Source organism: Kitasatospora sp. NPDC057904 (assembly GCF_042887925.1).
Classification (GTDB): Bacteria; Actinomycetota; Actinomycetes; order Streptomycetales; family Streptomycetaceae; genus Kitasatospora.
The window spans coordinates 108,762-135,330 of sequence record NZ_JBHVOL010000010.1; the positions used below are offsets into that span (position 1 = coordinate 108,762).

The 26,569-nt window shown below is 73.3% G+C and carries 18 protein-coding genes and 2 pseudogenes; 9 read left to right on the top strand and 11 right to left on the bottom strand.

Features of this window, described 5'->3' with window-relative positions; all coding sequences use genetic code 11:
* Nucleotides 1-53: 53 nt before the first annotated feature.
* A complete protein-coding gene (locus tag ACFVSN_RS24995; RefSeq protein ID WP_380441980.1) occupies nt 54-281 on the top strand; it encodes a hypothetical protein in 228 nt (75 codons plus the stop codon).
* Between the two features lie 92 nt (nt 282-373).
* Here ACFVSN_RS24995 and pepN read toward each other — a convergent pair whose 3' ends face one another.
* Together pepN and ACFVSN_RS25005 are read right to left on the bottom strand one after the other, a co-directional pair.
* Nucleotides 374-2,956 (bottom strand): aminopeptidase N, encoded by a 2,583-nt coding sequence (pepN, locus tag ACFVSN_RS25000; protein ID WP_380441982.1) that lies wholly within the window; start codon nt 2,954-2,956, stop codon nt 374-376.
* Between the two features lie 178 nt (nt 2,957-3,134).
* Complete coding sequence (locus ACFVSN_RS25005; protein WP_387956613.1) at nt 3,135-4,925, bottom strand: PQQ-binding-like beta-propeller repeat protein; 1,791 nt, start codon at nt 4,923-4,925, stop codon at nt 3,135-3,137.
* A gap of 373 nt (nt 4,926-5,298) precedes the next feature.
* On the opposite strand from ACFVSN_RS25005, the gene ACFVSN_RS25010 reads away from it, so the two are divergent.
* From ACFVSN_RS25010 to ACFVSN_RS25020, 3 genes are all read left to right on the top strand, one after another.
* On the top strand, nt 5,299-6,492 hold the full coding sequence (locus ACFVSN_RS25010) for an ROK family protein (RefSeq protein WP_380441986.1): 1,194 nt from the start codon (nt 5,299-5,301) through the stop codon (nt 6,490-6,492).
* 220 nt (nt 6,493-6,712) lie between these two features.
* Nucleotides 6,713-8,629, top strand: a complete 1,917-nt coding sequence (dxs, locus tag ACFVSN_RS25015; protein WP_380441988.1) for a 1-deoxy-D-xylulose-5-phosphate synthase — start codon at nt 6,713-6,715, stop codon at nt 8,627-8,629.
* A 117-nt stretch (nt 8,630-8,746) separates the two neighbouring features.
* Nucleotides 8,747-10,279: an ArnT family glycosyltransferase gene (locus tag ACFVSN_RS25020; protein ID WP_380441990.1), complete on the top strand. Its 1,533-nt coding sequence runs from the start codon at nt 8,747-8,749 to the stop codon at nt 10,277-10,279.
* 94 nt (nt 10,280-10,373) lie between these two features.
* Here the strand turns inward: ACFVSN_RS25020 and ACFVSN_RS25025 are convergent, their stop codons facing one another.
* The 5 genes from ACFVSN_RS25025 to ACFVSN_RS25045 all read right to left on the bottom strand — a co-directional run bounded on the left by ACFVSN_RS25025 (nt 10,374) and on the right by ACFVSN_RS25045 (nt 17,131).
* The gene (locus ACFVSN_RS25025) at nt 10,374-12,503 is read right to left on the bottom strand and encodes a 3-hydroxyacyl-CoA dehydrogenase NAD-binding domain-containing protein (protein ID WP_380441992.1); all 2,130 of its coding nucleotides are present in this window, start codon (nt 12,501-12,503) and stop codon (nt 10,374-10,376) included.
* A 2-nt stretch (nt 12,504-12,505) separates the two neighbouring features.
* Nucleotides 12,506-13,750 carry an acetyl-CoA C-acyltransferase gene (locus tag ACFVSN_RS25030; RefSeq protein WP_363655388.1) on the bottom strand — a complete coding sequence of 415 codons (1,245 nt, stop codon included), beginning with the start codon at nt 13,748-13,750 and terminating at the stop codon, nt 12,506-12,508.
* A 259-nt stretch (nt 13,751-14,009) separates the two neighbouring features.
* Entirely contained in the window at nt 14,010-15,254 is a 1,245-nt protein-coding gene (locus ACFVSN_RS25035; RefSeq protein WP_380496619.1) for an HRDC domain-containing protein, read from the bottom strand.
* Nucleotides 15,255-15,420: 166 nt separating this feature from the next.
* Entirely contained in the window at nt 15,421-16,137 is a 717-nt protein-coding gene (locus tag ACFVSN_RS25040) for a response regulator transcription factor (protein WP_359975679.1), read from the bottom strand.
* A gap of 331 nt (nt 16,138-16,468) precedes the next feature.
* Nucleotides 16,469-17,131 carry a DUF3000 domain-containing protein gene (locus ACFVSN_RS25045; protein ID WP_380447875.1) on the bottom strand — a complete coding sequence of 221 codons (663 nt, stop codon included), beginning with the start codon at nt 17,129-17,131 and terminating at the stop codon, nt 16,469-16,471.
* 197 nt (nt 17,132-17,328) lie between these two features.
* Here ACFVSN_RS25045 and hemE point away from each other — a divergent pair, with 197 nt between their 5' ends.
* The gene (hemE, locus tag ACFVSN_RS25050) at nt 17,329-18,381 is read left to right on the top strand and encodes a uroporphyrinogen decarboxylase (RefSeq protein WP_387956689.1); all 1,053 of its coding nucleotides are present in this window, start codon (nt 17,329-17,331) and stop codon (nt 18,379-18,381) included.
* Between the two features lie 51 nt (nt 18,382-18,432).
* Here hemE and ACFVSN_RS25055 read toward each other — a convergent pair whose 3' ends face one another.
* Entirely contained in the window at nt 18,433-19,383 is a 951-nt protein-coding gene (locus ACFVSN_RS25055) for a DUF4349 domain-containing protein (RefSeq protein WP_387956614.1), read from the bottom strand.
* 123 nt (nt 19,384-19,506) lie between these two features.
* On the opposite strand from ACFVSN_RS25055, the pseudogene ACFVSN_RS25060 reads away from it, so the two are divergent.
* The 3 genes and pseudogenes from ACFVSN_RS25060 to hemQ form a co-directional block, all read left to right on the top strand.
* Nucleotides 19,507-19,758: pseudogene (locus ACFVSN_RS25060) on the top strand (Uma2 family endonuclease); the annotation flags it as partial.
* 34 nt (nt 19,759-19,792) lie between these two features.
* Nucleotides 19,793-21,226, top strand: a complete 1,434-nt coding sequence (gene hemG, locus ACFVSN_RS25065; protein WP_380505526.1) for a protoporphyrinogen oxidase — start codon at nt 19,793-19,795, stop codon at nt 21,224-21,226.
* Nucleotides 21,223-21,948, top strand: coding sequence for a hydrogen peroxide-dependent heme synthase (gene hemQ / locus ACFVSN_RS25070; protein WP_363655129.1), 726 nt, complete (start codon nt 21,223-21,225; stop codon nt 21,946-21,948). The genes hemG and hemQ overlap by 4 nt, the downstream gene beginning before the upstream one ends.
* Nucleotides 21,949-22,003: 55 nt before the next feature.
* Here the strand turns inward: hemQ and ACFVSN_RS25075 are convergent, their stop codons facing one another.
* The 3 genes and pseudogenes from ACFVSN_RS25075 to ACFVSN_RS25085 form a co-directional block, all read right to left on the bottom strand.
* On the bottom strand, nt 22,004-22,786 hold the full coding sequence (locus tag ACFVSN_RS25075) for a TIGR04222 domain-containing membrane protein (RefSeq protein ID WP_380447882.1): 783 nt from the start codon (nt 22,784-22,786) through the stop codon (nt 22,004-22,006).
* 69 nt (nt 22,787-22,855) lie between these two features.
* Nucleotides 22,856-23,998, bottom strand: a complete 1,143-nt coding sequence (locus ACFVSN_RS25080) for a TIGR04222 domain-containing membrane protein (protein WP_387956615.1) — start codon at nt 23,996-23,998, stop codon at nt 22,856-22,858.
* 28 nt (nt 23,999-24,026) lie between these two features.
* Nucleotides 24,027-25,309, bottom strand: a pseudogene (locus ACFVSN_RS25085) (DUF692 domain-containing protein).
* A 282-nt stretch (nt 25,310-25,591) separates the two neighbouring features.
* Between ACFVSN_RS25085 and ACFVSN_RS25090 the strand changes: the two are divergent.
* Nucleotides 25,592-26,518, top strand: coding sequence for a GNAT family N-acetyltransferase (locus ACFVSN_RS25090; RefSeq protein ID WP_387956616.1), 927 nt, complete (start codon nt 25,592-25,594; stop codon nt 26,516-26,518).
* Nucleotides 26,519-26,569: the final 51 nt, after the last annotated feature.

Consider the following 26,569-nt stretch of genomic DNA (forward strand, 5'->3'; position numbering starts at 1 on the left):
TGAGGCCCACCCCGACGCGCGCCACCCCATAAGCCCCGGGTAAGTTGGAAAACGTGGACAAGAGGAACGCTTTGCGAGCCGGCGCGGTCTCCGCAACGGTCACGCTGATGATGCTGCTGTCGTCGCCCGCCATGGCCCTCACCCGGGACGACGGCGACGACCCGGGTTCCGGCCTCGGCGTCGGCCAGACCATCGGCCTGTACGTGCTGATCCCGATCGCGGCCTTCGCGATCATCGCCGCCCTCGCGGGCCTGCCGTACGGCAAGGGCAAGAAGAAGTAGCCGACGGCCCCCGCGGCCGTCCACCAGTAAGACCCGCACCAACGCCGAAGGGGCGCCGGACCGAGTCCGGCGCCCCTCCGCGTTGTCCGGGCCTAGCGTGCCCCGGCCGCCCGGTCGGCGGCCTGCGCCCGCAGCGCCCGCTCGACCCCGGCCTTCGCCTCGACGACCTGGCGCCGCAGCGCCGGCGCCGGCTCGGCCGCGGCCAGCCACGCGTCGGTGGCGTCGACCGTCGCCTGCGACACCTGCAGCGCCGGGTACAGCCCGCCGATGATCTGCTGCGAGATCTCGTGGCTGCGGGTCTCCCAGACGCCCTTGACGGCGTCGAAGTACTTCGCCGCGTACGGTGCGAGCAGCTCCCGCTGGTCGGCCTGCTGGAAGCCGGCGATGGTGGCCTCCTGCACGTAGTTGGTGAGCGTGTCGGACTCGACGACCGCCGCCCACGCCTGCGCCTTGGCCTCGGCGGTGGGCCGGGCCGCGCGGCAGGTGGCGGCGTGCTCCTGGCCGGCCGCGGTGTTGTCGCGCGCCAGCTCGGCGGCGACGGCCGCCTCGTCGGCGCGTCCGGTGGCCGAGAGCCGGACCAGCAGGGTCCAGCGCAGCTCGGTGTCGACGGCCAGGCCCTTGATCTCGGTGGTCCCGGCGAGCAGCCCGGCGAGCAGGTCGAGCTGGGCGTCGGTGCGGGCGACGGAGGAGAGCGTGCGGGCCCAGGCCAGCTGGTGGTCGCTGCCGGGCTCGGCGGCCCGCAGGTGCTCCTCGGCGGCGGCGGCCCAGCGGGCGAGGCCCTCCTCGCGCCAGGCCGGGTCGGTGTAGGCGTCGAGGGCGAGCTTGACCTGCCGCTGCACGGACTGGACGACGCCGATGTCGCTCTCGCGCCCGATGCCGGAGAGCGCGAGCGCCAGGTAGTCGCGGGCGGCGAGTTCGCCGTCGCGGGTCATGTCCCAGGCGGAGGCCCAGCACAGGGCGCGGGGCAGCGACTCGGTGAAGGCGCCGAGGTGTTCGGTGACGACGGCGAGCGAGTCCTCGTCGAGCCGGATCTTGGCGTAGGAGAGGTCGTCGTCGTTGAGCAGGACGACGGCCGGCCGGTGCCGTCCGACGAGCTCCGGCACCTCGGTGCGCGGCCCGTCGACGTCGAGCTCGATCCGGTCGGTGCGCACCAGGGTGTCGCCGTCGGCGAGTTCGTACAGGCCGATGGCGATGCGGTGCGGGCGCAGCACGGCCTCGCCCTTGGCGCCGGCGGGGAGGGCGGGGGCCTCCTGGAGGACGGTGAAGGACTCGATCTCGCCGTCGGTGTTCAGGACGATCGAGGGGTGCAGCACGTTGATGCCGGCGGTCTCCAGCCAGGCCTTGGACCACGCCTTGAGGTCGCGTCCGCTGGCCTCCTCCAGCGCGCCGAGGAGGTCGCCGAGGCGGGTGTTGCCCCAGGCGTGGCGCTTGAAGTAGGCCTGCACGCCCTGGAAGAAGGCGTCCTGGCCGACGTAGGCGACGAGCTGCTTGAGCACCGAGGCGCCCTTGGCGTACGTGATGCCGTCGAAGTTGACCTGGACGTCCTCCAGGTCGTTGATGTCGGCCATGATCGGGTGGGTGGACGGCAGCTGGTCCTGCCGGTACGCCCAGGTCTTCATCTGGTTGGCGAAGGTGGTCCAGGAGTGCGGCCACCGGGAGCCGGGCGCCTCGGCCTGGCAGACGGCCTCGGCGAAGGTCGCGAAGGACTCGTTCAGCCAGAGGTCGTTCCACCACTCCATGGTGACGAGGTCGCCGAACCACATGTGGGCGAGCTCGTGCAGGATCGTCGCGGCGCGGGCCTCGTAGGCGGCGTCGGTGACCTTGGAGCGGAACACGTACTGGTCGCGCAGGGTGACGGCGCCCGCGTTCTCCATCGCGCCGGCGTTGAACTCCGGGACGAACAGCTGGTCGTACTTGGCGAACGGGTAGGGGTAGTCGAACTTCTCCTGGAAGTAGTCGAATCCCTGCTTGGTGACCTCGAACACGGCCTCGGCGTCGAGGAATTCGCGCAGCGAGGGCCGGCAGTAGACGCCGAGCGGCACCTTCTGGTCGCCGTTCTCGTAGCTGTCGAAGACGCCGACGTAGGGGCCGGCGATCAGCGCGGTGATGTAGGTGGAGATGCGGCCGGTCGGCTCGAAGGCCCACACCCGGGTGTCCCCGTCGCCGGTCGGCTGCGGCGTCGGCGAGTTGGAGACGACGACCCAGCCCTCGGGGGCGGTGACGGTGAAGGTGAACGCGGCCTTCAGGTCGGGCTGCTCGAAGTTGGCGAAGACGCGGCGGGCGTCCGGCACCTCGAACTGGGTGTACAGGTAGGTCTCGCCGTCGACCGGGTCGACGAAGCGGTGCAGGCCCTCGCCGGTGTTGGTGTAGGCGCAGTTCGCGACGACGCGCAGCTCGTTCTCGGCCGCGAGGCCCGGCAGCGGGATGCGGCTGTCGGCGAAGCTCGCGGGGTCGAGCGCGGCGCCGTTGAGGGTGATCTCCTCGACGCCCGGGGCGACGAGGTCGATGAACGTGTCCGCGCCGGGGGTCGTGGCGGTGAACCGGACGACGGTGGTGGACCGGAAGGTCCCGCCCTCGCGGGCGGTGCCGAGGTCGAGCTCGATGTCGTACGCGTCCACGTGCAGGAGGTCGGCCCGGGTGCGGGCCTCCTCACGGGTCAGGTTGGTGCCGGGCACTCGCTGAACTCCTTCGTCGGGCTGGTGTTGCGCATCTTCCCATGGGCAACGCGCGGGCCCGCCGAATAATCGCGGGCGGACGGCCCGGGCCGCGCAATGGCGGGGGGACGACGAAGGAGGGGCGGGCCGGGGCCGAAGCCCCGACCCGCCCCTCCCCGGGAGCGACGTCAGTCCGTCGTCACTTCTTCGCCCACTTGGTGAGCGGCGAGTCCGAGCCGTACCGCGAGAAGGTGATGACCTCGCTGGCGTCCTGCGCCATCTTGTACTCGTTCAGGCTGGCGCCGATGTCCATGCCGTCCGGCATGGCCAGGGTCCCGAGGTCGGTCATCGAGCCGTCGGTCGGCGAGAGGGTCACGAGCCGGGCGGGCTTCTTGTAGCCCTGGGTGAGGATGGCGCGGACCTTGCCGTCCTTGTCGTACCCGGAGACGAGCCGGATGTCCTGGTTGGCCGTCGGGTTGGCGGCCGACCACAGCCGCTTGCCGGTGGTCAGGTCGTACGCGTTGACGGCGTCCTTGGTCCCGGTGACCTGCGCGTACAGGATGTTCCCGCTGACGACGTTCGCCCTGATCGCGTCGCTCAGGCCGGTCAGGCGCAGGCTGTCGGAGCCGGGCTCCTTGACCGACATCGGGTTGCCCGGCTTGTCGCTCTTGTCGAACGGCAGGACGTAGTCGCCGTTGGTGCCGTTGGTCATGAGCACCACCAGCGGATCCGCGGAGACGACCTTGTCGACCGCCTCGATGCTGCCGGCGAGCGCGAGCGGCGTGCTCTTCTGCGCGCCGGTCTCCGAGTCCACCACGTACAGCTGGGACTTCGGGCTGCTCTCGTAGCAGCGGTCGCTGATCACGATCTGGGCGGCGGCGGTGCGGCCCGTCACGGTGCAGCTGCTGTCGCGCGGCTTCCACGACCAGACGGTGCTGCCGTTGTCGATGCTGACCGCGCCGACCAGCCGGCCGCCGATCGCGACGACCTTGTCGGTGACGGACAGGGTCGGGGAGGAGAGCCGGTCGTTGGAGACCTTGACGCTCCAGGTCAGCTTGCCCGAGGTGAGGTCGACGGCGGCCATGGTGGAGCAGTCGCTGTCACCGGTGTTGAAGGCGACGGCGCCGATGTTCTTGGAGTTGGTGCTGTTCGACGCGGCGCACAGCTCCTTGGCGCCGTTCGGCACCGGGATGGACCACGCGGGCTTGCCGTCGGACAGGTTGTACGCGCGGATGCCGTTGGAGTCCACGCGCACGGCGAGCTTGTCGGTGGCCCAGATGCCGAGCATCTGGGTGCTGCCGTCCGAGTCGGTGGCCTTGGGGACGGACCAGGCGACGTTGTAGCTGGCACCGCTGCCGCCCGTGCCGCCGTTGCCGCTGGTGCCGCTGCTGGTCCCGGTGCTGGTGCTGCCGCCGTCGCCGGAGGTGCCGGTGGTGGTCCCGCCGGTGTTCGCGACCGGGTTGTCGGGGTTGTCCTTCTGCTGGAACAGCACGACCAGCGCGGCGACGATGGCGATCGCGAGCACGCCGCCGATGATGCCGCCCCACACCATGACGGGGTTGCGCTGCTTCGGCACGGCCGGCACCGGCGTGGTCGGGTAGGCGTAGCCGCTCTGCTGCTCCTGCGGGTAGCCGTAGCCGCCGCCGTAGGACTGCCCGGCGTCGGGCGCCTGGTAGCCGCCGGGCACCGGGTCGTACGGGCCGACGGGCGCGCCGGCCGGGGGCGGCGGCGGGGCCTGGGAGGGGAAGGCGGCGGCGGTCGGCGCGTAGGCCGGGCCGGTCGGCGGTGCGGCCGGCGGCGCCGCCAGCTGGGCCGGCGGTCCCGCGGGCGCCGCCGGTCCCGGGATCGCCGAGCCGTCCAGCTGCGTCATCTGGTCGGCGACGGCGGCCGGGTCGACGCCGGGCTGGCGCCCGAACGAGACGCCGCGGTGTTCCTGCGGGCCGCTGCCCGGTGTTTCGCCTGCCCCCGGCGTAGGGTGATCCCCTGCCATCTGATTCCCCGTCATGTCTGGATTCGTCCCCTGCCGGTACCGTCCGCGGTCCGGTGGGACGCGTGAGATTGGGCACCATGGTAGTGGTGACCGGTTTTCGGCTGTCGGCAGGAGCCCGAAAGCCCCCGGACCTCCCCGGGATCCCCCCACCACCTCAACCCCACCGTGACCTGACGACCCCGCCGGCCACCCCGAACGCCCCCGTCCCCGCCCGGCCACGCCTCCTCCCGCCGCCTCCTCCGCCGCCCGCCGTCACCCTCGCCGCCCCCTGATCCCGCCTCCAACACCCCCACCTCCCACCCGGAGCCGTAGGCTTCAGGAGTTGAAGGGGACGCCCGGCGGAGGGGTCCCCGCCCCTCTGGGATGGTGGATCATGGCGACGGACACACCGGGCTCGCAGTCATCGCTGCACCGGGCGAACCTGGAGCGCGTGCTGCGGGCCGTGCGGATGGCCGGCTCGCTGACCCAGGCCGAGATCGCCCGCGGCACCGGTCTCTCGGCGGCCACCGTCTCCAACATCGTGCGGGAACTGAAGGAGAGCGGCACCGTCGTCGTCGCCGACACCTCCTCCGGCGGCCGCCGGGCCCGCAGCGTCTCGCTCAGCGGCGACGCCGGCATCGTCGTCGGCATCGATTTCGGCCACACCCACCTGCGGGTCGCGGTCGGCAACCTCGCGCACCGGGTGCTCGCCGAGGAGAGCGCCCCGATCGACGTCGACGTCTCCGCCGCCCAGGGCTTCGACCGCGCCGAGGCCATGGTCGATCGGCTCCTGGCGCAGGCCGGCTTCCGCCCGGACAAGGTGATCGGCGTCGGCCTCGGCGTGCCCGGCCCGATCGACGTGGAGACCGGCGCACTCGGCTCCACCGCGATCCTGCCCGGCTGGACGGGCATCGCCCCCGGCCGCGAGCTGGCCGAGCGGCTCGGCATGCCGGTGCACGTCGACAACGACGCCAACCTCGGCGCGCTCGGCGAGCTGGTCTGGGGCGCCGGCCGCGGTCTGAGCGACCTCGCCTACATCAAGATCGCCAGCGGGGTCGGCGCCGGCCTGGTGGTCAACGGCCAGATCTACCGCGGCCCGGGCGGCACCGCCGGTGAGATAGGGCACATCACGCTGGACGAGGCGGGCCCGGTCTGCCGCTGCGGCAACCGCGGCTGCCTGGAGACCTTCGTCGGCTCCCGCTACCTGCTCTCCCTGCTCTCCTCGACCCTCGGCCCCGACCTCACCCTGCCCAGGGTGGTCGAGCTGGCCCACCAGGGCGACCTCGGCTGCCGCCGGGTGATCGCCGACGCGGGCCGGCAGATCGGCACCGGCGTCGCCACCCTGTGCAACCTGCTCAACCCGCGCCGGGTGATCCTCGGCGGCGACCTCGCCGAGGCCGGTGAGCTGGTGCTGGCCCCGATCCGGGACTCGGTCGCCCGCTACGCGATCCCGAGCGCCGCCCGCCAGCTGTCCGTGGTGCCGGGCACCCTGGGCGGCCGCGCGGAGGTGCTGGGCGCGCTGGCGCTCGTCATGAGCGAGATGGGGGAGTCGGGCGCCCTCGCCGCCGCCTCCGTCAATCGGAATTGACGCGACCCGCTCCCGCCCGGACCCCCGTCACCTCGGGGATCGTCCATGGCCGGCCGGTGGCACCGGGCGCGCCGCTCGGTGTCCGGCAGGCGGACATTAGACTCGACCGGTCGGCACCGACCACGACCGTCGCAGCGGACCGTCGAGGCGCACCGGCACACCGGGCAGCGACGCCCGTCGGACCGGCCGCGGTCCGCGAACACTGAACGAGGAGGAACGGGTGGCCCTGCTGACCCGCATTCGGGGACCGCGCGATCTCGACCGGCTCACGCCCGGACAGCTGGCCGCACTGGCGCAGGAGATCCGGACCTTCCTGGTGACGGAGGTCTCCAAGACGGGCGGCCACCTCGGCCCCAACCTCGGCGTGGTGGAGCTCACCATCGCGCTGCACCGGGTCTTCGACTCCCCGCGCGACCGCATCCTCTTCGACACCGGCCACCAGAGCTACGTCCACAAGCTGCTCACCGGCCGCCAGGACTTCTCGATGCTGCGGATGAAGGGCGGCCTGTCGGGCTACCCGTCCCGCGCCGAGTCCGAGCACGACGTGATCGAGAACTCGCACGCCTCCACCGTGCTCTCCTACGCCGACGGCCTGGCCAAGGCCAACCAGCTCAAGGGCAACAGCGACCCGGTCGTCGCGGTCATCGGCGACGGCGCCCTCACCGGCGGCATGGCCTGGGAGGCGATCAACAACATCGCCGACGCCACGGACCGCCCGGTCGTCATCGTCGTCAACGACAACGAGCGCTCCTACTCGCCGACCATCGGCGGCATGGCCAACCACCTCTCCACGCTGCGCACCACCCAGGGCTACGAGCGCTTCCTGTCCTGGGGCAAGGACGCGCTCCAGCGCACCCCAGTGGTCGGCCAGCAGCTCTTCGAGACGCTGCACGGCGCCAAGAAGGGCCTCAAGGACTTCATCGCCCCGCAGGGCATGTTCGAGGACCTCGGCCTCAAGTACATCGGCCCGATCGACGGCCACGACCTCACCGCCCTGGAGTCCGCGCTGACCAAGGCGCGCGGCTTCGGCGGCCCGGTGATCGTCCACTGCCTCACCGAGAAGGGCCGCGGCTACCACGCCGCCGAGAACAACGACGAGGACCGCTTCCACGCGGTCGGCGTGATCCACCCGGAGACCGGCCTGCCGATCAAGAGCGCGGGCAAGGACTGGACGTCCGTCTTCGCCGAGGAGATGGTCGCGATCGGCCGCGAGCGCGAGGACGTGGTCGGCATCACCGCCGCCATGCTCCACCCGGTCGGCCTGGCCCCGTTCGCGGAGGCCTTCCCGAAGCGGATCTTCGACGTCGGCATCGCCGAGCAGCACGCCGTCACCAGCGCCGCCGGCCTGGCCACCGGCGGCCTGCACCCCGTCGTCGCCGTCTACGCGACCTTCCTGAACCGCGCCTTCGACCAGGTCCTGATGGACGTGGCCCTGCACAAGCTGGGCGTCACCTTCGTGCTCGACCGGGCGGGCGTCACCGGCAGCGACGGCGCCTCCCACAACGGCATGTGGGACATGTCGATCCTGCAGGTCGTCCCGACCCTGCGCCTGGCCGCCCCGCGCGACGCCGACCAGCTGCGCGCCCAGCTGCGCGAGGCCGTCGAGGTCGAGGACGCGCCGACGGTCGTGCGCTACTCCAAGGGCACCGTCGGCCCGGCCGTCGCCGCCGTCGGCCGGGTGGGCGGCATGGACGTGCTGCGCGCCGCGGAGGAGTCCGCCGGGGCGCACCGCGCCGACGTGCTGATCGTCTCGGTCGGCGCGATGGCCGGCACCAGCCTGGAGGTCGCCGACCTGCTGGCCGCCCAGGGCATCACCGCGACCGTGGTGGACCCGCGCTGGGTCAAGCCGGTCGACCCGGCCCTGCCGGGCCTGGCCGCCGAGCACCGCGCCGTCGTCACGATCGAGGACAACGGCCGCGCGGGCGGCGTCGGCGCCGCCGTGGCGCAGGCGCTGCGCGACGCCGACGTGGACCTGCCGGTGCGCGACTTCGGCATCCCGCAGGAGTTCCTGGACCACGCGACCCGGGCCGAGATCCTGGCGGAGATCGGCCTCAACGCCCCGGACATCGCCCGCAAGGTGACCGCTCTGGTGGCCGGTCTGGACAAGGCCGCCACGGAGGCCCGCGTCGAGGCCTGAGCCCCGTCGCAGGGCCGTTTGCCCCAACTCTGTAACAGCTCGTCACAAGACGAGCCGATAATCGCACCGAAAGGCGGGACCGGCGCTGCCCGCGCCGATCCCGCCCGGTAGGTTGTGATGGTGCCGACCACCCCCACCCACCCCCGCCTCGCCGGGCTGGCCCAGCGCCTGCCCGAGCGCGTCCGTACCCATGTCACCACCGGGTACTGGACCAGGCTGGTGCCGGTGCTGGCACTGGTGGCGCTCGCCACCCACATCCCCTCCTTCGCCCGGCCGGTGTGGAGCCCCGACGAGGGCTTCCTGGCCACCCAGGCCCGGATGCTGGCCGACGGCGGGGTCCTGTACGACACCGTGGTCGACCGCAAGCCGCCGCTGCTGCCCTGGCTCTACCAGGCCTGCTTCGCCGTCTTCGGCTCCGCCTCGCTGTGGCCGCTGCGCACCCTCGCGGTGGTCGCCCACCTGGTCACCGCGATCCTGCTGGCCTCCATCGCCCGCGGCCGCTGGGGCAACCGGGCCGGCGCCGGCGCCGGGCTGCTCTACCTGCTGGTGTCCATCGGGCTCTCCCCGGAGGACACCCAGGCGGCGACCTTCGAGGTCTTCATGCTGCCCGCCATGGTGGCCGCCTTCCGCTACGCCGAGCGCCGCCGCTGGCTGGCCGCCGGCATCGCGGTCGCGCTCTGCTCGCTGACCAAGCAGACCGGCGGCGCGGTGCTGCTCCCGGTGCTGTGGATGCTCCTCCAGGACGCCCGCCGCCGCGGGGTGCGCTGGCCGCCCGCCCTGTTCAAGATCGGCTTCGGCTTCGCGCTGCCGATAGCGCTCGTCGCGGTCATCCTGACCAAGCCCAAGGGCTTCCTCTTCTGGGTGGTCACCGGCAGCGGGGACTACGCCTCCTTCGGCGGCGCCTGGCTGCAGATGACCGGCCGCGCGCTCGGCAACTCGGCCATCCTGGTCGCCGCCGGCCTGGGCTTCCTGCTCCCGGTGGGCCGGCGCCTGTGGCTCAAGCACCGCCACCGCCCGCTGCCGGTCGCCGGCGAGGAGCACGGCTCCACCGCCGACCTGTGGGTGTGGCTGCTCTCGTCGGTCGTCGCGGTCAGCGTGGGCTTCCACTTCTTCGGCCACTACTACCTCCAGCTGATGCCGCCGCTGGTGCTCCTGGGCACCGGCGCGGTGGCCACCTCGGCGGTCCGCTGGAAGCCCGTCCTGGTGTACACGACGGTCGCCTCCACCGTCTTCTGGGGCCTCGCCCTGGCCTGGCCGGGGGAGCGGCTCAGCCGCACCACCGAGGTCGCCACCGCGGTGGCCGCCCAGACCACCCCGAAGGACACCGTGCTGGTCTGGGGTATGCACCCCGAGCTGTACTGGCTGGCCGACCGCAAGCCCGCCACCCGCTACCTGACCGCCGGCTTCCTCACCAACTACAGCGGCGGCAAGGACGGCAGCCAGAACGTCGGCGAGCAGTTCAGCGTCTCCAACGCCTGGCAGACCTTCGACAAGGAGCTGGCCAACGGCCTGCCCGAGGTCTTCGTCGACGACTCCGGCATCGCCCCCTACCAGCCCGTGATGGTCCCCAGGATCGAGAACCTGCTGGACACCCACTACGAGATGATCGGCGTCATCGGCGACACCGTCTTCTACCGCCTCAAGCACTGACACCACTCCCGGCCCGACAGGCCGGGGGAACGCACGAAGGAGCCCCGGTGACCGTCCAGGTCACCGGGGCTCCGCCGTTCGTACGGGCTACGCCTTACGCGGGCACCGAGGCCACGCCGGGGGCGAGGAACCGCTTGCCGTTCACCCGCTCCGAGACGCCCTCACGGTCCAGGTACGGGGTGATCCCGCCCAGGTGGAAGGGCCAGCCGGCACCGGTGATCATGCAGAGGTCGATGTCCTGCGCCTCGGCGACGACACCCTCCTCCAGCATCAGGCCGATCTCCTGCGCCACGGCCTCCAGGGCACGGCTGAGGACCTGCTCCTCGGTGAGCACCGAGTCGCCGAAGGCCAGCAGCTCCAGCACCTCGGGGTCGAGGACCTGCTTGCCGTCCACCCAGGTGTAGAAGCCGCGCTTGCCGGCCTTGACCACCTTGCCGAGGTTCTCGGAGACGGAGAACCGCTCCGGGAAGGCGCCGTGCAGGGTCTCCGAGACGTGCAGCGCGATGGCCGGGCCGACCAGCTCCAGGAGCATGATCGGGGACATCGGCAGGCCGAGCGGCTCGACGGCCTTCTCGACGCTGGCGATCGGGGTGCCCTCGTCGATGATGCTCTGGATCTCGCCCATGAAGCGGGTCAGGATCCGGTTCACCACGAACGCCGGGGCGTCCTTGCACAGGACCGAGGTCTTCTTCAGCTTCTTCGACACCGCGAAGGCGGTGGCCAGCGAGGCGTCGTCGGTCCGCTCGCCGCGGACGATCTCCAGCAGCGGCAGGATCGCGACCGGGTTGAAGAAGTGGAAGCCGACGACCCGCTCGGGGTGCTTCAGCTTCGAGGCCATCTCGGTGACCGACAGCGAGGAGGTGTTGGTCGCCAGCACGCAGGTCGGCGAGACCACGTTCTCCAGGTCCGCGAAGACGGTCTGCTTGACGCCCATCTCCTCGAACACGGCCTCGATGACGAAGTCCGCGTCGCCGAAGGCGGCGGCCTTGTCGAGCGAGCCGGTGACCAGGCCCTTGAGGCGGTTGGCCTTGTCCTGGCCGATGCGGCCCTTGCCGAGCAGCTTGTCGATCTCGGCGTGGACGTAGCCGACGCCCTTGTCGACGCGCTCCTGGTCGATGTCGGTGAGGACCACCGGCACCTCCAGACGGCGGGCGAACAGCAGCGCCAGCTGCGAGGCCATCAGACCGGCGCCGACGACGCCGACCTTGGAGACCGGGCGGGCCAGCGACTTGTCCGGCGCGCCGACCGGGCGCTTGGCCCGGCGCTGCACCAGGTTGAAGGCGTAGATGCCGCTGCGCAGCTCGCCGCCCATGATCAGGTCGGCCAGGGCGGCGTCCTCGGCGTCGAAGCCGGCCTGCAGGTCCTGGTCCTTGACCTGGGCGATGATGTCCAGCGCCCGGTAGGCGGCCGGGGCCGCGCCGTGCACCTTGGCGTCGGCGACCAGGCGGCCCCAGGCGACGGCGTCGTCCCAGGCCTTGCCGCGGTCGATCGCCTCGCGCTCGACGGCCACGTCGCCCTTGAGGACCTTGGCCGCCCACAGCAGCGACTGCTCCAGGAAGTCGGCCGGCTCGAAGATCGCGTCGGCGATCCCCAGCTCGAACACGTCCTTGCCCTTGAGCTGCTTGTTCTGCGCCATCGAGTTCTCGATGATGACCTTGACGGCCTTCGCGGGGCCGATCAGGTTCGGCAGGATGGTGCAGCCGCCCCAGCCGGGGACGAGGCCGAGGAAGACCTCGGGCAGCGAGAACGCCGGGACGCCCGCCGACACGGTGCGGTAGTCGCAGTGCAGGCCGACCTCGACGCCGCCGCCCATCGCCGCGCCGTTGTAGAAGGCGAAGGTGGGGACGGGCAGCGCGGCGATCCGCTTGAAGACCTCGTGGCCGCCCTTGCCGATGGCGAGCGCGTCCGCGTGCTCCTTGAGCAGCTCGACGCCCTTGAGGTCGGCGCCGACGGCGAAGATGAACGGCTTGCCGGTGATCGCGGCGCCGACGATGGTGCCCTCGGCGGCCTCGGCCTCGACCTGGTCCAGCGCCTCGCTCAGCTTCAGCAGCGAGCCGGGGCCGAAGGTGGTCGGCTTGGTGTGGTCGAAGCCGTTGTCCAGGGTGATGAGGGCCAGCTTGCCGGCCTGCAGCGGCAGGTCCAGGTGGCGCACGTGCGCGGTCGTGACGACCTCGCCCGGGAACAGCTCGGCGCCCTGCTGGAGCAGCTCAGTGGTGTTGCTCATGCTCACTTACCACCCTCGACCTGAGACGACTTTTCCGCTCCGCTCCAATGCGGGTTCTCCCAGATGACGGTGCCGCCCATGCCGAAGCCGATGCACATCGTGGTGAGGCCGTAGCGGACGTCCGGGCGCTGCTCGAAGCGGCGGGCCAGCTGGTTCATCAGGCGGACGCCGGAGGAGGCCAGCGGGTGGCCGAAGGCGATCGCGCCGCCGAACGGGTTGACCCGCTCGTCGTCGTCCGCGATGCCGTAGTGGTCGAGGAAGGACAGCACCTGGACGGCGAAGGCCTCGTTGACCTCGAAGGCCTGGATGTCGTCGATGGTGAGGCCGGCCTTGGCCAGCGCCTTCTCGGTGGCCGGGACCGGGCCGATGCCCATGACCTCGGGCTCGACGCCGGCGAAGGCGTAGGAGACCAGGCGCATCTTGACCGGGAGGCCGAGCTCCTCGGCGACGTCCTCGGCGGCCAGCAGCGAGGCGGTGGCACCGTCGTTCAGACCGGCCGAGTTGCCCGCGGTGATGTTGCCGTGCGGACGGAACGGGGTCTTCAGGCCGGCCAGCGACTCCATCGTGGTGCCCGGGCGCATCGGCTCGTCCACGGTGGCCAGGCCCCAGCCGGTCTCGCCGACCTCGGGGTTGGTGTTGCGGATCGTGATCGGCACCAGGTCGGGCTGGATGTCGCCGTTGGCGTACGCCTTGGCGGCCTTCTCCTGGGAGCGCACGGCGTAGGCGTCGCAGCGCTCCTTGGTGATGTGCGGGAAGCGGTCGTGCAGGTTCTCCGCGGTCATGCCCATGAACAGGGCGGACTCGTCGACCAGCTTCTCGGAGACGAAGCGCGGGTTCGGGTCGACGCCCTCGCCCATCGGGTGGCGGCCCATGTGCTCGACGCCACCGGCCACGACGATGTCGTAGGCGCCGAAGGCGATGCCGCCGGCCGTGGTGGTGACGGCGGTCAGCGCACCGGCGCACATGCGGTCGATCGCGTAGCCGGGCACGGACTTGGGCAGGCCGGACAGCAGGGCGGCGGTGCGGCCGATGGTCAGACCCTGGTCGCCGATCTGCGTGGTGGCCGCGATGGCGACCTCGTCGATGCGCTCGACGGGCAGGTTCGGGTTACGGCGCACGAGCTCCCGGATGCACTTGACGACCAGGTCGTCGGCGCGCGTCTCGTGGTAGATGCCCTTCGGGCCGGCCTTGCCGAACGGGGTGCGGACGCCATCGACGAAGACGACGTCCCTCGCGGTACGAGGCACGGGGGCTCTCCTCCCAGGGACCAACATTTGAGGTGGGCAGGCTGCCGCCGGCGAAGACCCGAGCGGCGCCGCTTCACCGCCATGCTACCGGTCGGTAACCAACCTGCCCAGGCCTCTCGGAGGGTTCACCCGGTGTGTCCCGCGACACGTCCGACCAGGACCGCTCCCCGGCGGCGGCTCCGGACGCGCCGAAGGGGACGCCGTCCGTCCGGACGGCGTCCCCTTCGGCCGGCGCGCGAGGCCGGGCCCGCGCCCGGGGTCAGTCCTCGGCGGCCGCCGCCGCGGCGAACGCGGCGGCCACCACCGGGGCGACCAGGTCGACCTGCCACTGCCGGGCCCCGAGGCCGCGCAGCGCGGCGGCCACCCCGGCGGCGCCCGGGTCGGCCGGCGGTTCCCAGGACACCCGGCGGACCAGGTCCGGGGTGATCAGGTTCTCGGCGGGCAGGTTGTGCTTCTCGGCCAGCTCGCTGACGGCGCTGCGGGCGCCGGACAGCCGGGCGGCGGCGACCGGGTCCTTCTCGGCCCAGGCGCGCGGCGGCGGCGGCCCGTCGTGCGGCGCGGCGGCCGGCGGCAGCTGGTTCTCCGGCACCTCCCGGCCGCGCTGCACGGCAGCCAGCCACTGCTCCAGCTGGCGCCGGTGCACCCGCGGCCCGAAGCCCTGGACGGCCTGGAGCGCGGCGATGTTCAGCGGCATGGCCAGCGCGGCGTTGACGATCGCGGCGTCCGACAGGACCCGGCCCGGCGAGACGTCGCGGTCCTGCGCCATCCGGTCGCGGGCCAGCCACAGTTCGCGCACCACGGCCAGCTGGCGGCGCCGGCGGACCTTGTGCAGCTGCGAGGTGCGCCGCCACGGGTCGGTGCGCGGGGCCGGACGGGGCGCGGCGGCGATCGCGGCGAACTCCTCCAGCGCCCAGTCGAGCTTGCCCTGGGCGTCCAGCTCCCGTTCGAGTGCGTCCCGCAGCTCGACCAGCACCTCGACGTCCAGAGCGGCGTAGCGCAGCCACGGTTCGGGCAGCGGACGGGTGGACCAGTCGACCGCCGAGTGCTCCTTGGCCAGGCTCAGGCCGAGCACGCTCTCGGTCATCGGACCGAGGCCGACCCGGGCGAAGCCGGCGATCCGTCCGGCCAGCTCGGTGTCGAACAGCCGCCGCGGTCTCATGCCGACCTCGGCCAGGCACGGCAGGTCCTGGGTGGCGGCGTGCACCACCCATTCGGCGTCCGCGAGGGCGGCGCCGAGCCCGCCGAGGTCGGGGCAGGCGATCGGGTCGATCAGCGCGGTGCCGGCGCCCGCGCGGCGCAGCTGGATCAGGTACGCGCGCTGCCCGTAGCGGTAGCCGGAGGCCCGCTCGGCGTCGACCGCGACCGGTCCGGTGCCCGCGGCGAAGGCGGCGACGGTGGCGGCCAGCGCCTCCTCGTCCGCCACGACGGGCGGGATCCCCTCCTTGGGCTCAAGGAGCGGGACCGGGGCTGCTTCTTCTGGGATGGCTGCTACGGCGTCGGTCACTCACCAAGGGTACGACGGACCTCGGAGCCGGGAGTGTTGTCGGACTGGTCAGACCGGGTCACCGACTATGCCACCGGAACCTCCGGGAACGCCGCGGCGGCTCAGGAGGAAACGTTCCTCCTGAGCCGCCGCGGTGTTCCGGTTCAACGGCGCGGCCCCGATCGGCTCAGTGGATGATCCCGGTGCGCAGCGCCACCGCGACCATGCCGGCCCGGTCGCCGGTGCCGAGCTTGCGCGCGATGCGGGCCAGGTGGCTCTTGACGGTCAGTGCGGACAGACCCATGGCGACGCCGATCGCCTTGTTGGACTGACCCTCGGCCACCAGCCGCAGCACCTCGACCTCGCGGCCGGACAGCTCGCGGTAGGCGGTCGGCTGCGCGCCCGGCGCACCGGGGGCGCCCGGGGCACCCTGCGCTCCGGGTGCACCGGGCACGCCCGGCATGCCGGGGCGGCGCATCCGCCCGGCCAGTCCGGCGGCGCCCAGCGGCAGGCCGGGGCGGCCGGGCATCGCGACGTTGGTGCGGGTGCCGGTGACGACGTATCCCTTGACGCCGCCGGCCAGGGCGCTGCGGACGGCGCCGATGTCGTCGGCGGCGGAGAGCGCGAGGCCGTTGGGCCAGCCCGCGGCGCGGGTCTCGGCCAGGATGGTCAGCCCGGAGCCGTCCGGCAGGTGCACGTCGGCGACGCAGATGTCGCGCGGGGTGGAGACCCGGGGGCGGGCCTCGGCGATCGAGGACACCTCGATCACGTCGCGGACGCCGAGCGCCCACAGGTGGCGGGTGACGGTGTTTCGGACGCGCGGATCGGCGATGACCACCATGGCGGTGGGCTTGGTCGGGCGGTAGGCGACCACGTTTGCGGGGTGCTCAAGAAGGACCGACACCAGGCCTCCTGCGGGGAGTGGCGGACGGAACCCCGATGGGGGCGGTCGGAGTGTTCCGCGTTCGGAAAGGGTCACAGTCTGCTTCGGCAGCTACCGTGCCCGGCTTTAGCGAAAGATCACGATCTAGTGAGTAACAATACGGACAAATCGCGCAAATGATTGATGCGACATGCCTGGTATTCGCACAAAATCGATCGGATTCATCCCCGATTGGGTCGATGGCGATCGCTTTCGACCGGTGAATTGACGCAGAGCCGATCCGAAGTCACACTCCGTCAGCCCTGGGGGTGGCGTCGGGCCGACCGTGGCCGCGCGGCCCCGACGCCACTCCTCAGTGCGAGCGCGGACGCCGCCGGGCGGGCATCGGGACCACTCCACCGAGTGACGGGACGTCGGCGGGCGCCTGCGGGGCCGGGGCGACCGGCGGCAGGCCCGCGCTGGTGCACAGCAGCTCCCCCCAGGCGGCCAGGTGCCGCTCGAAGCGGCCGTCGGCCGGCGTCCAGGAGGCCCGGATCTCGATCTCGGTGGAGGAAGGGCGGTCCGCTAGCGCGCCGAAGTACTGCGAGGCGCACCTGGTCACCGTGCCGGACGGCTCCGCGTACCCGGCGCCGTGCGCCTGCAGCGCGTCCAGCAGCCAGGCCCAGCCGACCTCGGACAGCATCGGGTCGCCGGCCATCTCCGGCTCCAGCTCGGCCCGGGTCATCGTCACCACCCGGAACTCCCCGTTCCAGGCCTCCTGCCCGGCCGGGTCGTAGAGCAGCACCAGCCGGCCGTCCGCCAGCTCGTCGCCGTCCACCTCGACCGAGGCGGTCACCGCGAACGCGTGCGGGGCCAGCCGGCGCGGGGCCGGCGCGGGGGACAGCTGCACCTCGGGCCGCAGCCGCGCCCCGTCGAACGCCGCCACGGCGGCCCGGAACTCGCTCGGCACGCCCTCCCGACCAGTTCCGCCACCTGCTCCGCCACCCTGTGCGGGGTGCCCGCCGACCGCTGCCATGCCCCGAAGACTAGGTCGAAGACGCGGGTTATCGCCGCAACTTCCGTCCGAGCGGCGTGCCGGAACGGCAAACCCGGCCAGATCTTGGAGGAACCGACGAGACCGGCCGGGGAGGGCGGTCCGGGGCGCGTGCGAAGATTTGCACCGTGAGCGAGACAACGGCAGACACCACGGCGGCCGCCCCCGACGGCCGGACCATCCCCGCGCGCCGCGGCGCCGCGTACGACTCCGCGTTCCTGCGCGCCTGCCGGCACGAGCCGGTGCCGCACACCCCGGTGTGGTTCATGCGCCAGGCCGGCCGCTCGCTGCCCGAGTACCTGAAGGTCCGCGAGGGCATCCCCATGCTGGAGTCCTGCATGCGGCCCGAGCTGGTCAAGGAGATCACCCTGCAGCCGGTGCGCCGGCACAAGGTGGACGCCGCTATCTTCTTCAGCGACATCGTGGTGCCGCTCAAGGCGGTCGGCATCGACGTCGAGATCAAGCCGAACGTCGGGCCGGTCATCGCCGACCCGATCCGCACCGCCGAGGACCTCAAGCGGCTGCGCCCGCTGGAGCCGGACGACGTCCCCTACATCACCGAGGCCGTCGGCATGCTCGTCGAGGAGCTCGGCGCCACCCCGCTGATCGGCTTCGCCGGCGCCCCGTACACGCTCGCCAGCTACCTGGTCGAGGGCGGTCCGTCCAAGAATCACGAGAACACCAAGGCCATGATGTACGGGCAGCCCGAGCTGTGGGCCGCCCTCGTCGACCGGCTCGCCGACATCACCTCCGCCTTCCTGAAGGTGCAGATCGAGGCCGGCGCCTCGGCGGTCCAGCTGTTCGACTCCTGGGTCGGCTCGCTCGCCCCCGACGACTACCGCCGCTCGGTCATGCCGTCCAGCACCAAGGTCTTCGACTCCGTCGCCCACTACGGCGTGCCCCGGATCCACTTCGGCGTCGGCACCGGCGAGCTGCTCGGCCTGATGGGCCAGGCCGGCGCGGACATCGTCGGCGTCGACTGGCGGGTGCCGCTGAACGTCGCCGCCGAGCGGGTCGGCCCGGGCAGGGGCCTGCAGGGCAACCTCGACCCGGCCGTGCTGTTCGCCCCCACCAGGGTCGTCGAGACCAAGGCCCGCGAGGTCCTGCACGCCGCCCAGGCGCTCGGCACCAGCGGCCACATCTTCAACCTCGGCCACGGCGTCCTGCCCAGCATGGACCCGGACGCCCTCAGCCGCCTCGTCGCCTTCGTCCACGAGGCCAGCGAGCGCTGACACCCCCCGGTGGCAGGGCCCCTCCCGCCGAGGGGCCCGCCACCGGTGCGTTCAGTCCTGCTCCTCTCCCGTCGGGCCGGGAGCGGCGACGGCGGCGGGTATGCGGTACCGGCGCCACCACCAGTACGCCACCGCCGCCGGAACACCCAGCACCAGCAGGAACGGCGCCACCGCGGCCAGGGCGACGACCAGCCCGCGCAGGATCGTCAGCAGCACGTGCCAGCCGCCGGCGAGAGCCGAACCGGCCGACGCCCAGAAGCCCTTAGCCTCCACCTTCGGCGCCGGTGGCGGGGCGGGGGCCGGCGGCACCTCGCGGTGCACCTCCAGGGTGATCGTCGAGAGCGACGTCTTGCCGGCCAGCTCCTTCTGTTGCTTCTGCAGCGACTCCAGGTCCGACTCCCGGCGGCTCAGCTCCGCCTCCAGCGCGGTGACCTCGCTCAGCGACTTCGCCTGCGCCATCAGCGCCCGCACCCGCTCCACGCTCGCCTGCTGCGACTGCACCCGGCTCGCCACGTCCGCGACCTGCTGGGTCAGATCGTCCGCCTGGCTCTTGCGGGACACCACCTCGCCGAGCCCGGCCAGCTGGTCCAGCGTCTGCTGGAACGCCGCCGACGGCACCCTCAGCGTGAGCTGGCCGCCCGCGTCGCCGTCACCGCCCCCGGCTATCGACTCACCGCCGACGTAGCCGCCCGCGGAGCCGGCCATCTCCCGCGCCTTGGCGAGCAGTTGGCCGACGTCCTTGGTGCGCAGCGACAGCTGCGCCGTGTACGCGATCAGCCGGTTGTCCGCCACCGGCGCGGCACTCGCCGCACCGTTCGCCGCGGTGCCGCCCGCGGGCGCCTGGGCGGTCGGCGCCGCACTGGGCGCGGCAGCGGCGGCAGGCGCCTTGGCCGCGGGCGCCGCGGCCGACCCCTGCCTCCCATCGTCGGCCGCACTGCAGCCGGCCCCCAACGCCACCACGGCAGCCAGCACGGCCACCGCCCCCGCTCGTCTCGCCATCATCGGGCCTCTCCCCAAGTCCGTTGTCAGGTCTCCCCATTGGACGAAAAGCGAGCACGAACGGACCCCACCGGGAGATCGCAACTCCATCACAGCTAGGACGCGGACGGGACTCGCTATCCTGGCGCCCCGGAGTCCGCGCACCGGGCCCGCACGGTCAAGGTCCGCAAGTACGCCGAGGCGGGCATCCCCCACTACTGGATCGTCGAGGATGAGGACGGCCTGCCCGTCGTGCACGCATTCGAGCTGGAGCCGGTGACCTCCTCCTACGCACCCGCAGGGATCTTCCGGGGCACCCTGGAGCGGCCGGTGCCGTTCCCGCTGACGATCGACCTCGACGCGCTGGTGCCGCGCGGCGCGAAGCGTGCAGGGGATTGAGGCATCCGTGTAAGGACCTGCGAGACTGCGAGGCATGTCGGATGCACATGTCGTCGTCATCGGTGGCGGGATCGCGGGGCTGGCCGCGGCCGCGTTCCTCAGTGGGGCGGCCGGTGGGGGGCCGGCGCGGGCCCGGGTGACGTTGGTCGAGGCTTCGGGGCGGCTCGGGGGGAAGCTGCGCGGGGGCGAGGTCGGCGGGGTGCGGGTGGACCTCGGGGCCGAGTCGATGCTGGCGCGGCGGCCGGAGGCGGTCGAGCTCGCGCGGGCCGTCGGGCTGGCGGAGGCGCTGGAGCCGCCGACCACCGCGAAGGCCGCCATCTGGACCAGGGGCGCGCTGCGCCCGCTGCCGGGCGGGCAGGTCATGGGCGTCCCCGGGGACCTCGCGGCGCTGGCCGCGTCGCAGGTGCTGTCCGCCGACGGGCTGGAGCGGGCGCGGCACGAGGGCGCCACCGAGGTCGGAGACGACGTCGCGATCGGCCGGTACGTCGCCGACCGGCTCGGCCGCGAGGTGGTGGACCGGCTCGTCGAGCCGCTGCTGGGCGGCGTCTACGCCGGCCACGCGGACGAGATCTCGCTGCGCGCCGCCGTGCCGCAGCTGCTGTCGATCGCCCGCGGCGGCGGGTCGCTCGTCGAGGGGGTGCACGAGCTCGCCTCCCGGCCCCAGACCGTCGGCACGCCCGTCTTCCAGGGGCTGCAGGGGGGCCTCGGCACCCTCCCGGAGGCCGTCGCCGCGGCCTGCGCGAAGGCGGGCGTGGACCTTCGCACCGACACCGCCGTCGACGAGCTGCGCCGCACCCCCGGGGGCTGGCGCGTCGTGGCCGGCGGCGAGGTGCTCGCCGCGGACGCCGTCGTGCTGGCCGTCCCGGCGCCCGCCGCGGCCCGGCTGCTGCGCACGGAGGTGCCCGCGGCGGCGGCCGAGCTGGACACCGTCGAGTACGCGGGCATGGCCCTCGTCACCCTGGCGTTCCGCCGGGCCGACCTGGCCGAGGTGCCGTCCGGCAGCGGGTTCCTGGTGCCGCCGGTGGACGGGCGGCGGATCAAGGCGTCGACCTTCTCGTCCAACAAGTGGGGCTGGCTGGAGCGTTCGGCCCCCGACGCGTTCCTGCTGCGCACCTCGCTGGGCCGGCACCGCGAGGAGCAGGCGCTCGAGCTGGCGGACGAGGAGCTGGTGGCGCTCTCGCTCGCCGACCTCGGCGAGGCGATCGGGCTCACCGCGCGCCCGTACGACACCGCCGTCTCGCGCTTCGAGGCCGGCCTGCCGCAGTACCCGGTGGGCCACCTGGACCGGGTGGCCCGGATCCGGGCCGCGGTGGCCGGAGCCGGCGGCCTGGCGCTGTGCGGTGCCGCGTACGACGGCGTGGGGATCCCGGCGTGCATCGCCTCCGCGGCCACGGCCGTGGCGGCGCTCGACAGACTGTTGACCCCGGAGACCGGGGAAGGTTCCACGGAGAGGACAATGGGCGCATGACTGAGACCGTTGAGCGGCAGCCGGAGCAGCAGCCCGAGAAGAAGAAGGCGCGCGACCTGAACCAGGTCATCCGCTACACGATGTGGTCGGTGTTCAAGCTCAAGGGCGCCCTGCCCGAGGACCGCACCGCCCTGGCCGCCGAGGTGGACGAGCTGTTCGCCCAGCTGGCCGCGAAGGACGTGACCGTGCGCGGCACGTACGACGTGTCCGGTCTGCGCGCGGACGCCGACATCCTGGTCTGGTGGCACGCCGCCGACTCGGACGACCTGCAGGAGGCGTACAACCGCTTCCGCCGCACCGGCCTCGGCCGTCAGCTGGAGCCGGTCTGGTCGAACATGGCGCTGCACCGCCCGGCCGAGTTCAACAAGTCGCACATCCCGGCGTTCCTCGCCGACGAGCGCCCGCGCGACTACGTCTGCGTGTACCCGTTCGTCCGCTCCTACGAGTGGTACCTGCTGCCGGACGCCGAGCGGCGCGCGATGCTCGCCGAGCACGGCCAGATGGCCCGCGGCTACCCGGACGTCCGGGCCAACACGGTCGCCTCGTTCGCCCTCGGCGACTACGAGTGGCTGCTCGCCTTCGAGGCAGACGAGCTGCACCGCATCGTCGACCTGATGCGCGACCTGCGCCCGTCCCGCGCGCGCCTGCACGTGCGCGAGGAGGTGCCGTTCTTCACCGGCCGCCGCAAGCCGGTCAGCGAGCTGCTCAACGGCCTGGTCTGACCGGGCGCTCGACGAGGGAGGGGTCCGCTGCGGCGGGCCCCTCCTTCTTTGTGCGTCACGTGCGGTGGGGGCGCAGGGCCGCGCGCAGGCGGGGGTCGGCGAGGGCGGCGGGGCCGTTCATGGCGACGGCGGTGAGGAGTTCGCGCTCCTCGTCGTCCCCGAGGCCGTGCTGGCGGGCCGGGCGCACCTCGCGCAGGACCTCCTGGCCGATCGGGGAGGCCCAGCGGGTGTACGGGTAGACGTCGACCCGGGCCATCAGCAGGGTGCCGGAGGTGAGCACCAGCGGCAGCGAGAACCAGGCGAGCGCGGCGAGGGCGTCGCCGTCGGTGAAGGACCCGACGGCGAGGGCGGCGGCGAGCAGGGCGAGGCTCAGCAGCAGCGCGTGCCGCACCTGGCGGACCACGACGACGGTGTTGCGCTGGATCAGCGCCGGGGTGGCCAGCCCGGCCAGCGAGAGCCGGGAGCCGATCTCCAGCACGGTCGGGTGCTCGCCCATCGCCCGGCGCAGCCCGTCGGTGCGGCACTGGCCGTCCGGGCCGACGGTGGCGATGACCGCCCGCTCCAGCCGGCTGCGGCCCTTGGGGTCCACGACGGTGGTCCAGCCGGTGTGGGCGAGGTGCAGCCGGCCGCGGCCGGCCATCAGGACGAGGGCGAGCTCGACGACCCGGTCCGGGCCGCCGGCCAGGTACGCCGTCTCGTAGAGCCCGATCCCGACGGCCTCCGGCGGGCGCAGCCCGTCCGGCCCGGCGAGGGCGTCGGCGGTGGCGGTCATCCGGACCAGCCGGAGGCAGGAGAGCACCGCGGCCACGCACGCCGGTATGAGGAACAGCAACCACATGGCCTTGTTGTATGCCGCCGCCGACGACCCGGGGAACGGCTTCCGGTGGCGCGATACCGAACTGTGACGTCAGGACCCGCAGCTGGAACCGCAACTCGACCCGCAGCTGGAGCCGCAGCTGGACGAGGACCCGCAGCTGTGGGACGAGCCGCAGCTGTGCGAGGAGGAGGACCCGCAGCTGTGGGAGGACGAGGAGCCGCAGCTGTGCGAGGACGACGATCCGCCGCTCGACGACCCGCACCCGGAGGACGTCCCGGTGTCCGAGGAGCCGCCGCACCAGGACACCGCGCCGCCGCACGACGACGAGTCGGACGAGCCCGACGAGTCGGACGCGTACGACGCCGAGCAGGAGGACCCCGAGCCCGACGACGACCCGCCGAACGCGCCCCGGGCCGCCGCCTGCTGCGCCACCGCCTGCTGGGCCGCCGCGCCGATCATCGCCTCCTGGAGCTCCTCGTTCGCCAGCTCCGCCCCCGCGACGGCCAGCCCGCCGAGCGCGAGCGCGCCGAGCACCTCGCCGCCGGTCGCGCGCGGGTACAGGCCGGAGCCGGGCGTCCACGGCTTGCCGGTGTTCATGAGCGAGAGCTGGCGCTGCCCGGCCGGGGTGATCCGGCCCTTGGCCGGGCGGGAGGCGAACAGGGTGACCAGGCCGAGTGCCAGCAGGACCACCGGGACCCACACGGCCGGCCGGTCGCCGCGCCCGTCGTCCAGGCCGGCGAGCACGAAGGAGAGCACGGTGAAGAGCACCACGGCGCCCACCGCGAGCCACAGCAGCCGGCGGGCCTTGCGGGCGTCCTTCAGCCGGTCGGGGTGGCGCAGCAGGCCGCGGTCGGCGAGCTCGTCGCCGAGGGCCTGGACGGCGGGGGAGCGCATCACGTCCGCGCGCAGCGGTCCGAGGTCGCGGCTGCCGGTCGGGCCGACGGCCGTCATGATCGCCTCGTCGACGGCGTCGTACGGCCGGTCGTGGGTGAGGGTGACGGTGCCGCCGCGGCTGACCACCGCGCGCTCGGCCAGGTGCATCCGGACGAGCGCGGTGTCGAAGACCCGGCCCGGGCCGCCGGCCAGGAACGCGGCGCTCAGCAGCGGGAGGCCGCCGCCGGGCAGGCCCTTCGGGTGCGGGACGTGCCGGACGCGCCGCCCGGTGTGGTCCACGTACAGGACGGCGGCCACCACGAGGATGGCGGGAACGATGAAGAAGCTGTTGTCCCACATGGGCTGATTCCCCCGAGAGTGAAGAGTGTTACCGGCGCCGCAGGGCCCGGCGCAGGCGGGCCAGCGGTCCCGGTGGACGGGCGGGTGCCGGGTGCAGCCACTGCTCCAGGGCGCGGCGGCAGTCGGCGGCCAGCGGGCGCGCGTGGGTGAGCGCCCACGCGGCGAAGGCCCGGGCGTCGGCCCGGTATCCGGCGGTCTGCGGGTGGGTGCGGGCGTAGGCGAGGAAGAGCGGCCCGTACCGCGGGCCGAGCTGCCGGGGCAGCTCGGGCGCGACGCGGGCGACGGTGTCCCGCCGCTTGGCGGCGAGGCCGGTGGACTGGGCGCGGACCTGCGCCGGGTCGAAGCCCGGCGGGACGGGTCCGCCGGCCACCAGGGCGGCCAGCAGTTCCTCCTGACGCCGTGCGAGCTCCTGCCGCGCCGTGGTGAGGTCGGCTGCGAGGCGTTCGGTCATGGTCGGATGCTCCCCTCCAGCACCCGGCGGATGGCGTCCAGTTCACCGGCCAGCTCGCTGGGCGGCGGGAAGGCGGCGTCCCGTTCGAGCAGGACGCCGGGCGGTGCGACCCGCGCGCACAGTGCGGCCAGCACCTCCAGCACCGGTTCGGTGACGGGGTGGGCGTGGGTGTCGTGCCAGACGCCGTCGACCATCGTGCCGCCCGCGACGTGCACGTAGGCGATGGACTCCAGCGGCAGGCGGTCGAGTTCGGCGGCCGGGTCGACGCCGAGGTTCACCCGGTTGGTGTGCAGGTTGGCGACGTCGATCAGCAGCCGTACGCCGGTGCGCTCGACGAGCTCGGCGAGGAACTGGCCCTCGGTCAGCTCGTCGTCCGGCCAGGCCAGCTGGGCGGCGATGTTCTCCAGCGCGAGCGGCACCGGGAGCTGGTCCTGGGCGATCCGCACGTTCTCGGCGATCACCCGCAGCGCGTCCCACGAGTACGGGACGGGCAGCAGGTGGCCCGCCTCCAGGCCGCCGGCCCGGACGAACGCCAGGTGCTCGCTGACCAGCGGCGAGTCCAGCGCGACGGCCGTCCCGGCGAGCCGGGCGAGGCGCTCGGGGTCGGGCCGGTCGGCGCCGCCGAGGCCGAGCGAGACGCCGTGCGGCACGACGGTGACGCCGCGCTCGCGCAGCACCGTCAGCGAGGCGGGCAGGTGGCCGGCGCAGACGTTCTCCGCGACGACCTCGACCCAGTCCAGGCCGGGCTGACGCTCCACCACGGTGTCGATCTCGCTGCGCCAGCCGAGGCCGACGCCCAGCCGGGGCGCGGGTGCCGGGCCGGCCGGGGCGCCGTCGCCGGAGGCCGCCCGGGTGGGCAGGTTCAGTGCAGGGGAAGTCATCGGTACGCCCCCTTCGGAGGGCCGGGGTGAGGGGCCGTCGGGTGGTGCGGGCGCCGTCGCCGGGACCGCCCGTGGGCCGTGTTGCCGAGAATGTCCCCGGGCGGGGTGGCTGCCAAGCCCCACCCGGTCTTCTCAGAGCATTATTTGAGCTTGTCGACGAGGGACTCTAACCCGCGACCCGATCCGTTCGCGCAGGTGGGGTGGCCTGCGCGCGGAAAATCCGGAGGCGTGGGACGGGAGCCGCGGATAGCGTGCGAACCCATGACTTCGAACGAACCGATGATCCGAGACTTCCGCCCCGCCGACGCCGAGGCGGTGGCGGCCGCCCACCGGGCCGGGCGCGAGCACCTGGTGTGGACCGCCGAGGCCCTGCTCTGGGCGAACGCCCGGCAGAACCCCGACGAGCACTTCCGCACCATCGTCGCCGAGTTGGACGGCCGGGTGGTCGGAGCGGTGCGCTGCGGGCTCACCCTCGGTACGTCGACCACCGGCCTCGGCCACGCCAACGGCAGCGTGCTGCCGGAGTTCCGCCGGCGCGGCGCGGCGACCGCGCTGCTGGCCGCGGCCGAACGGCACCTGGCCGCGCACGGGGTGACCGAACTGCACAGCTGGCTGGACGAGGAGCCCGACTCGCTGGCCTTCGCGGCCGCCCGCGGCTACGAGCTCGGGAGCGCGGCCCACTTCGGCGAGCGGGACCTGACGCTGCCGCTGCCCCCGGCGCCGGTGCGGCCGGCCGGCGTCGAGCTGCGCCCGGCCACCGACTGGGCCGACGATCCGCGCCCGCTGTTCCTGGTGGAGGCGGAGGCCATCCGGGACGAACCCGGCGAGGTGACGATGGACGCCCTGGACTACGAGGAGTGGTTGCGGGGCGACTGGGCCCGGCCCGACCTGGACCCGGCCCTGACGGTGGTCGCCGTGGTGGACGGCGTACCGGCGGCGTTCACCCTGGCGCAGACCGACGGGGCGGACCGCTACTGGTCCGCGTTCACCGCCTGCCGCCGGGAGTTCCGCGGCCGCGGCCTGAGCAAGCTGGCCAAGCTGGAGTCGCTGCGGCTCGCCGCGGCGGCGGGCTACCGGCACGCGTACACCAGCAACGACACGACCAACGCGCCGATGCTCGCGGTCAACGCCTGGCTGGGGTACCAGCGCTGCGCGGGGGAGCGCAAGGGGATCAAGCGCCTGGGGTGACCGTCCGTGCGCGGATCGTGACGCTCCGAATCGGCGCGAGTGGGGTATTTC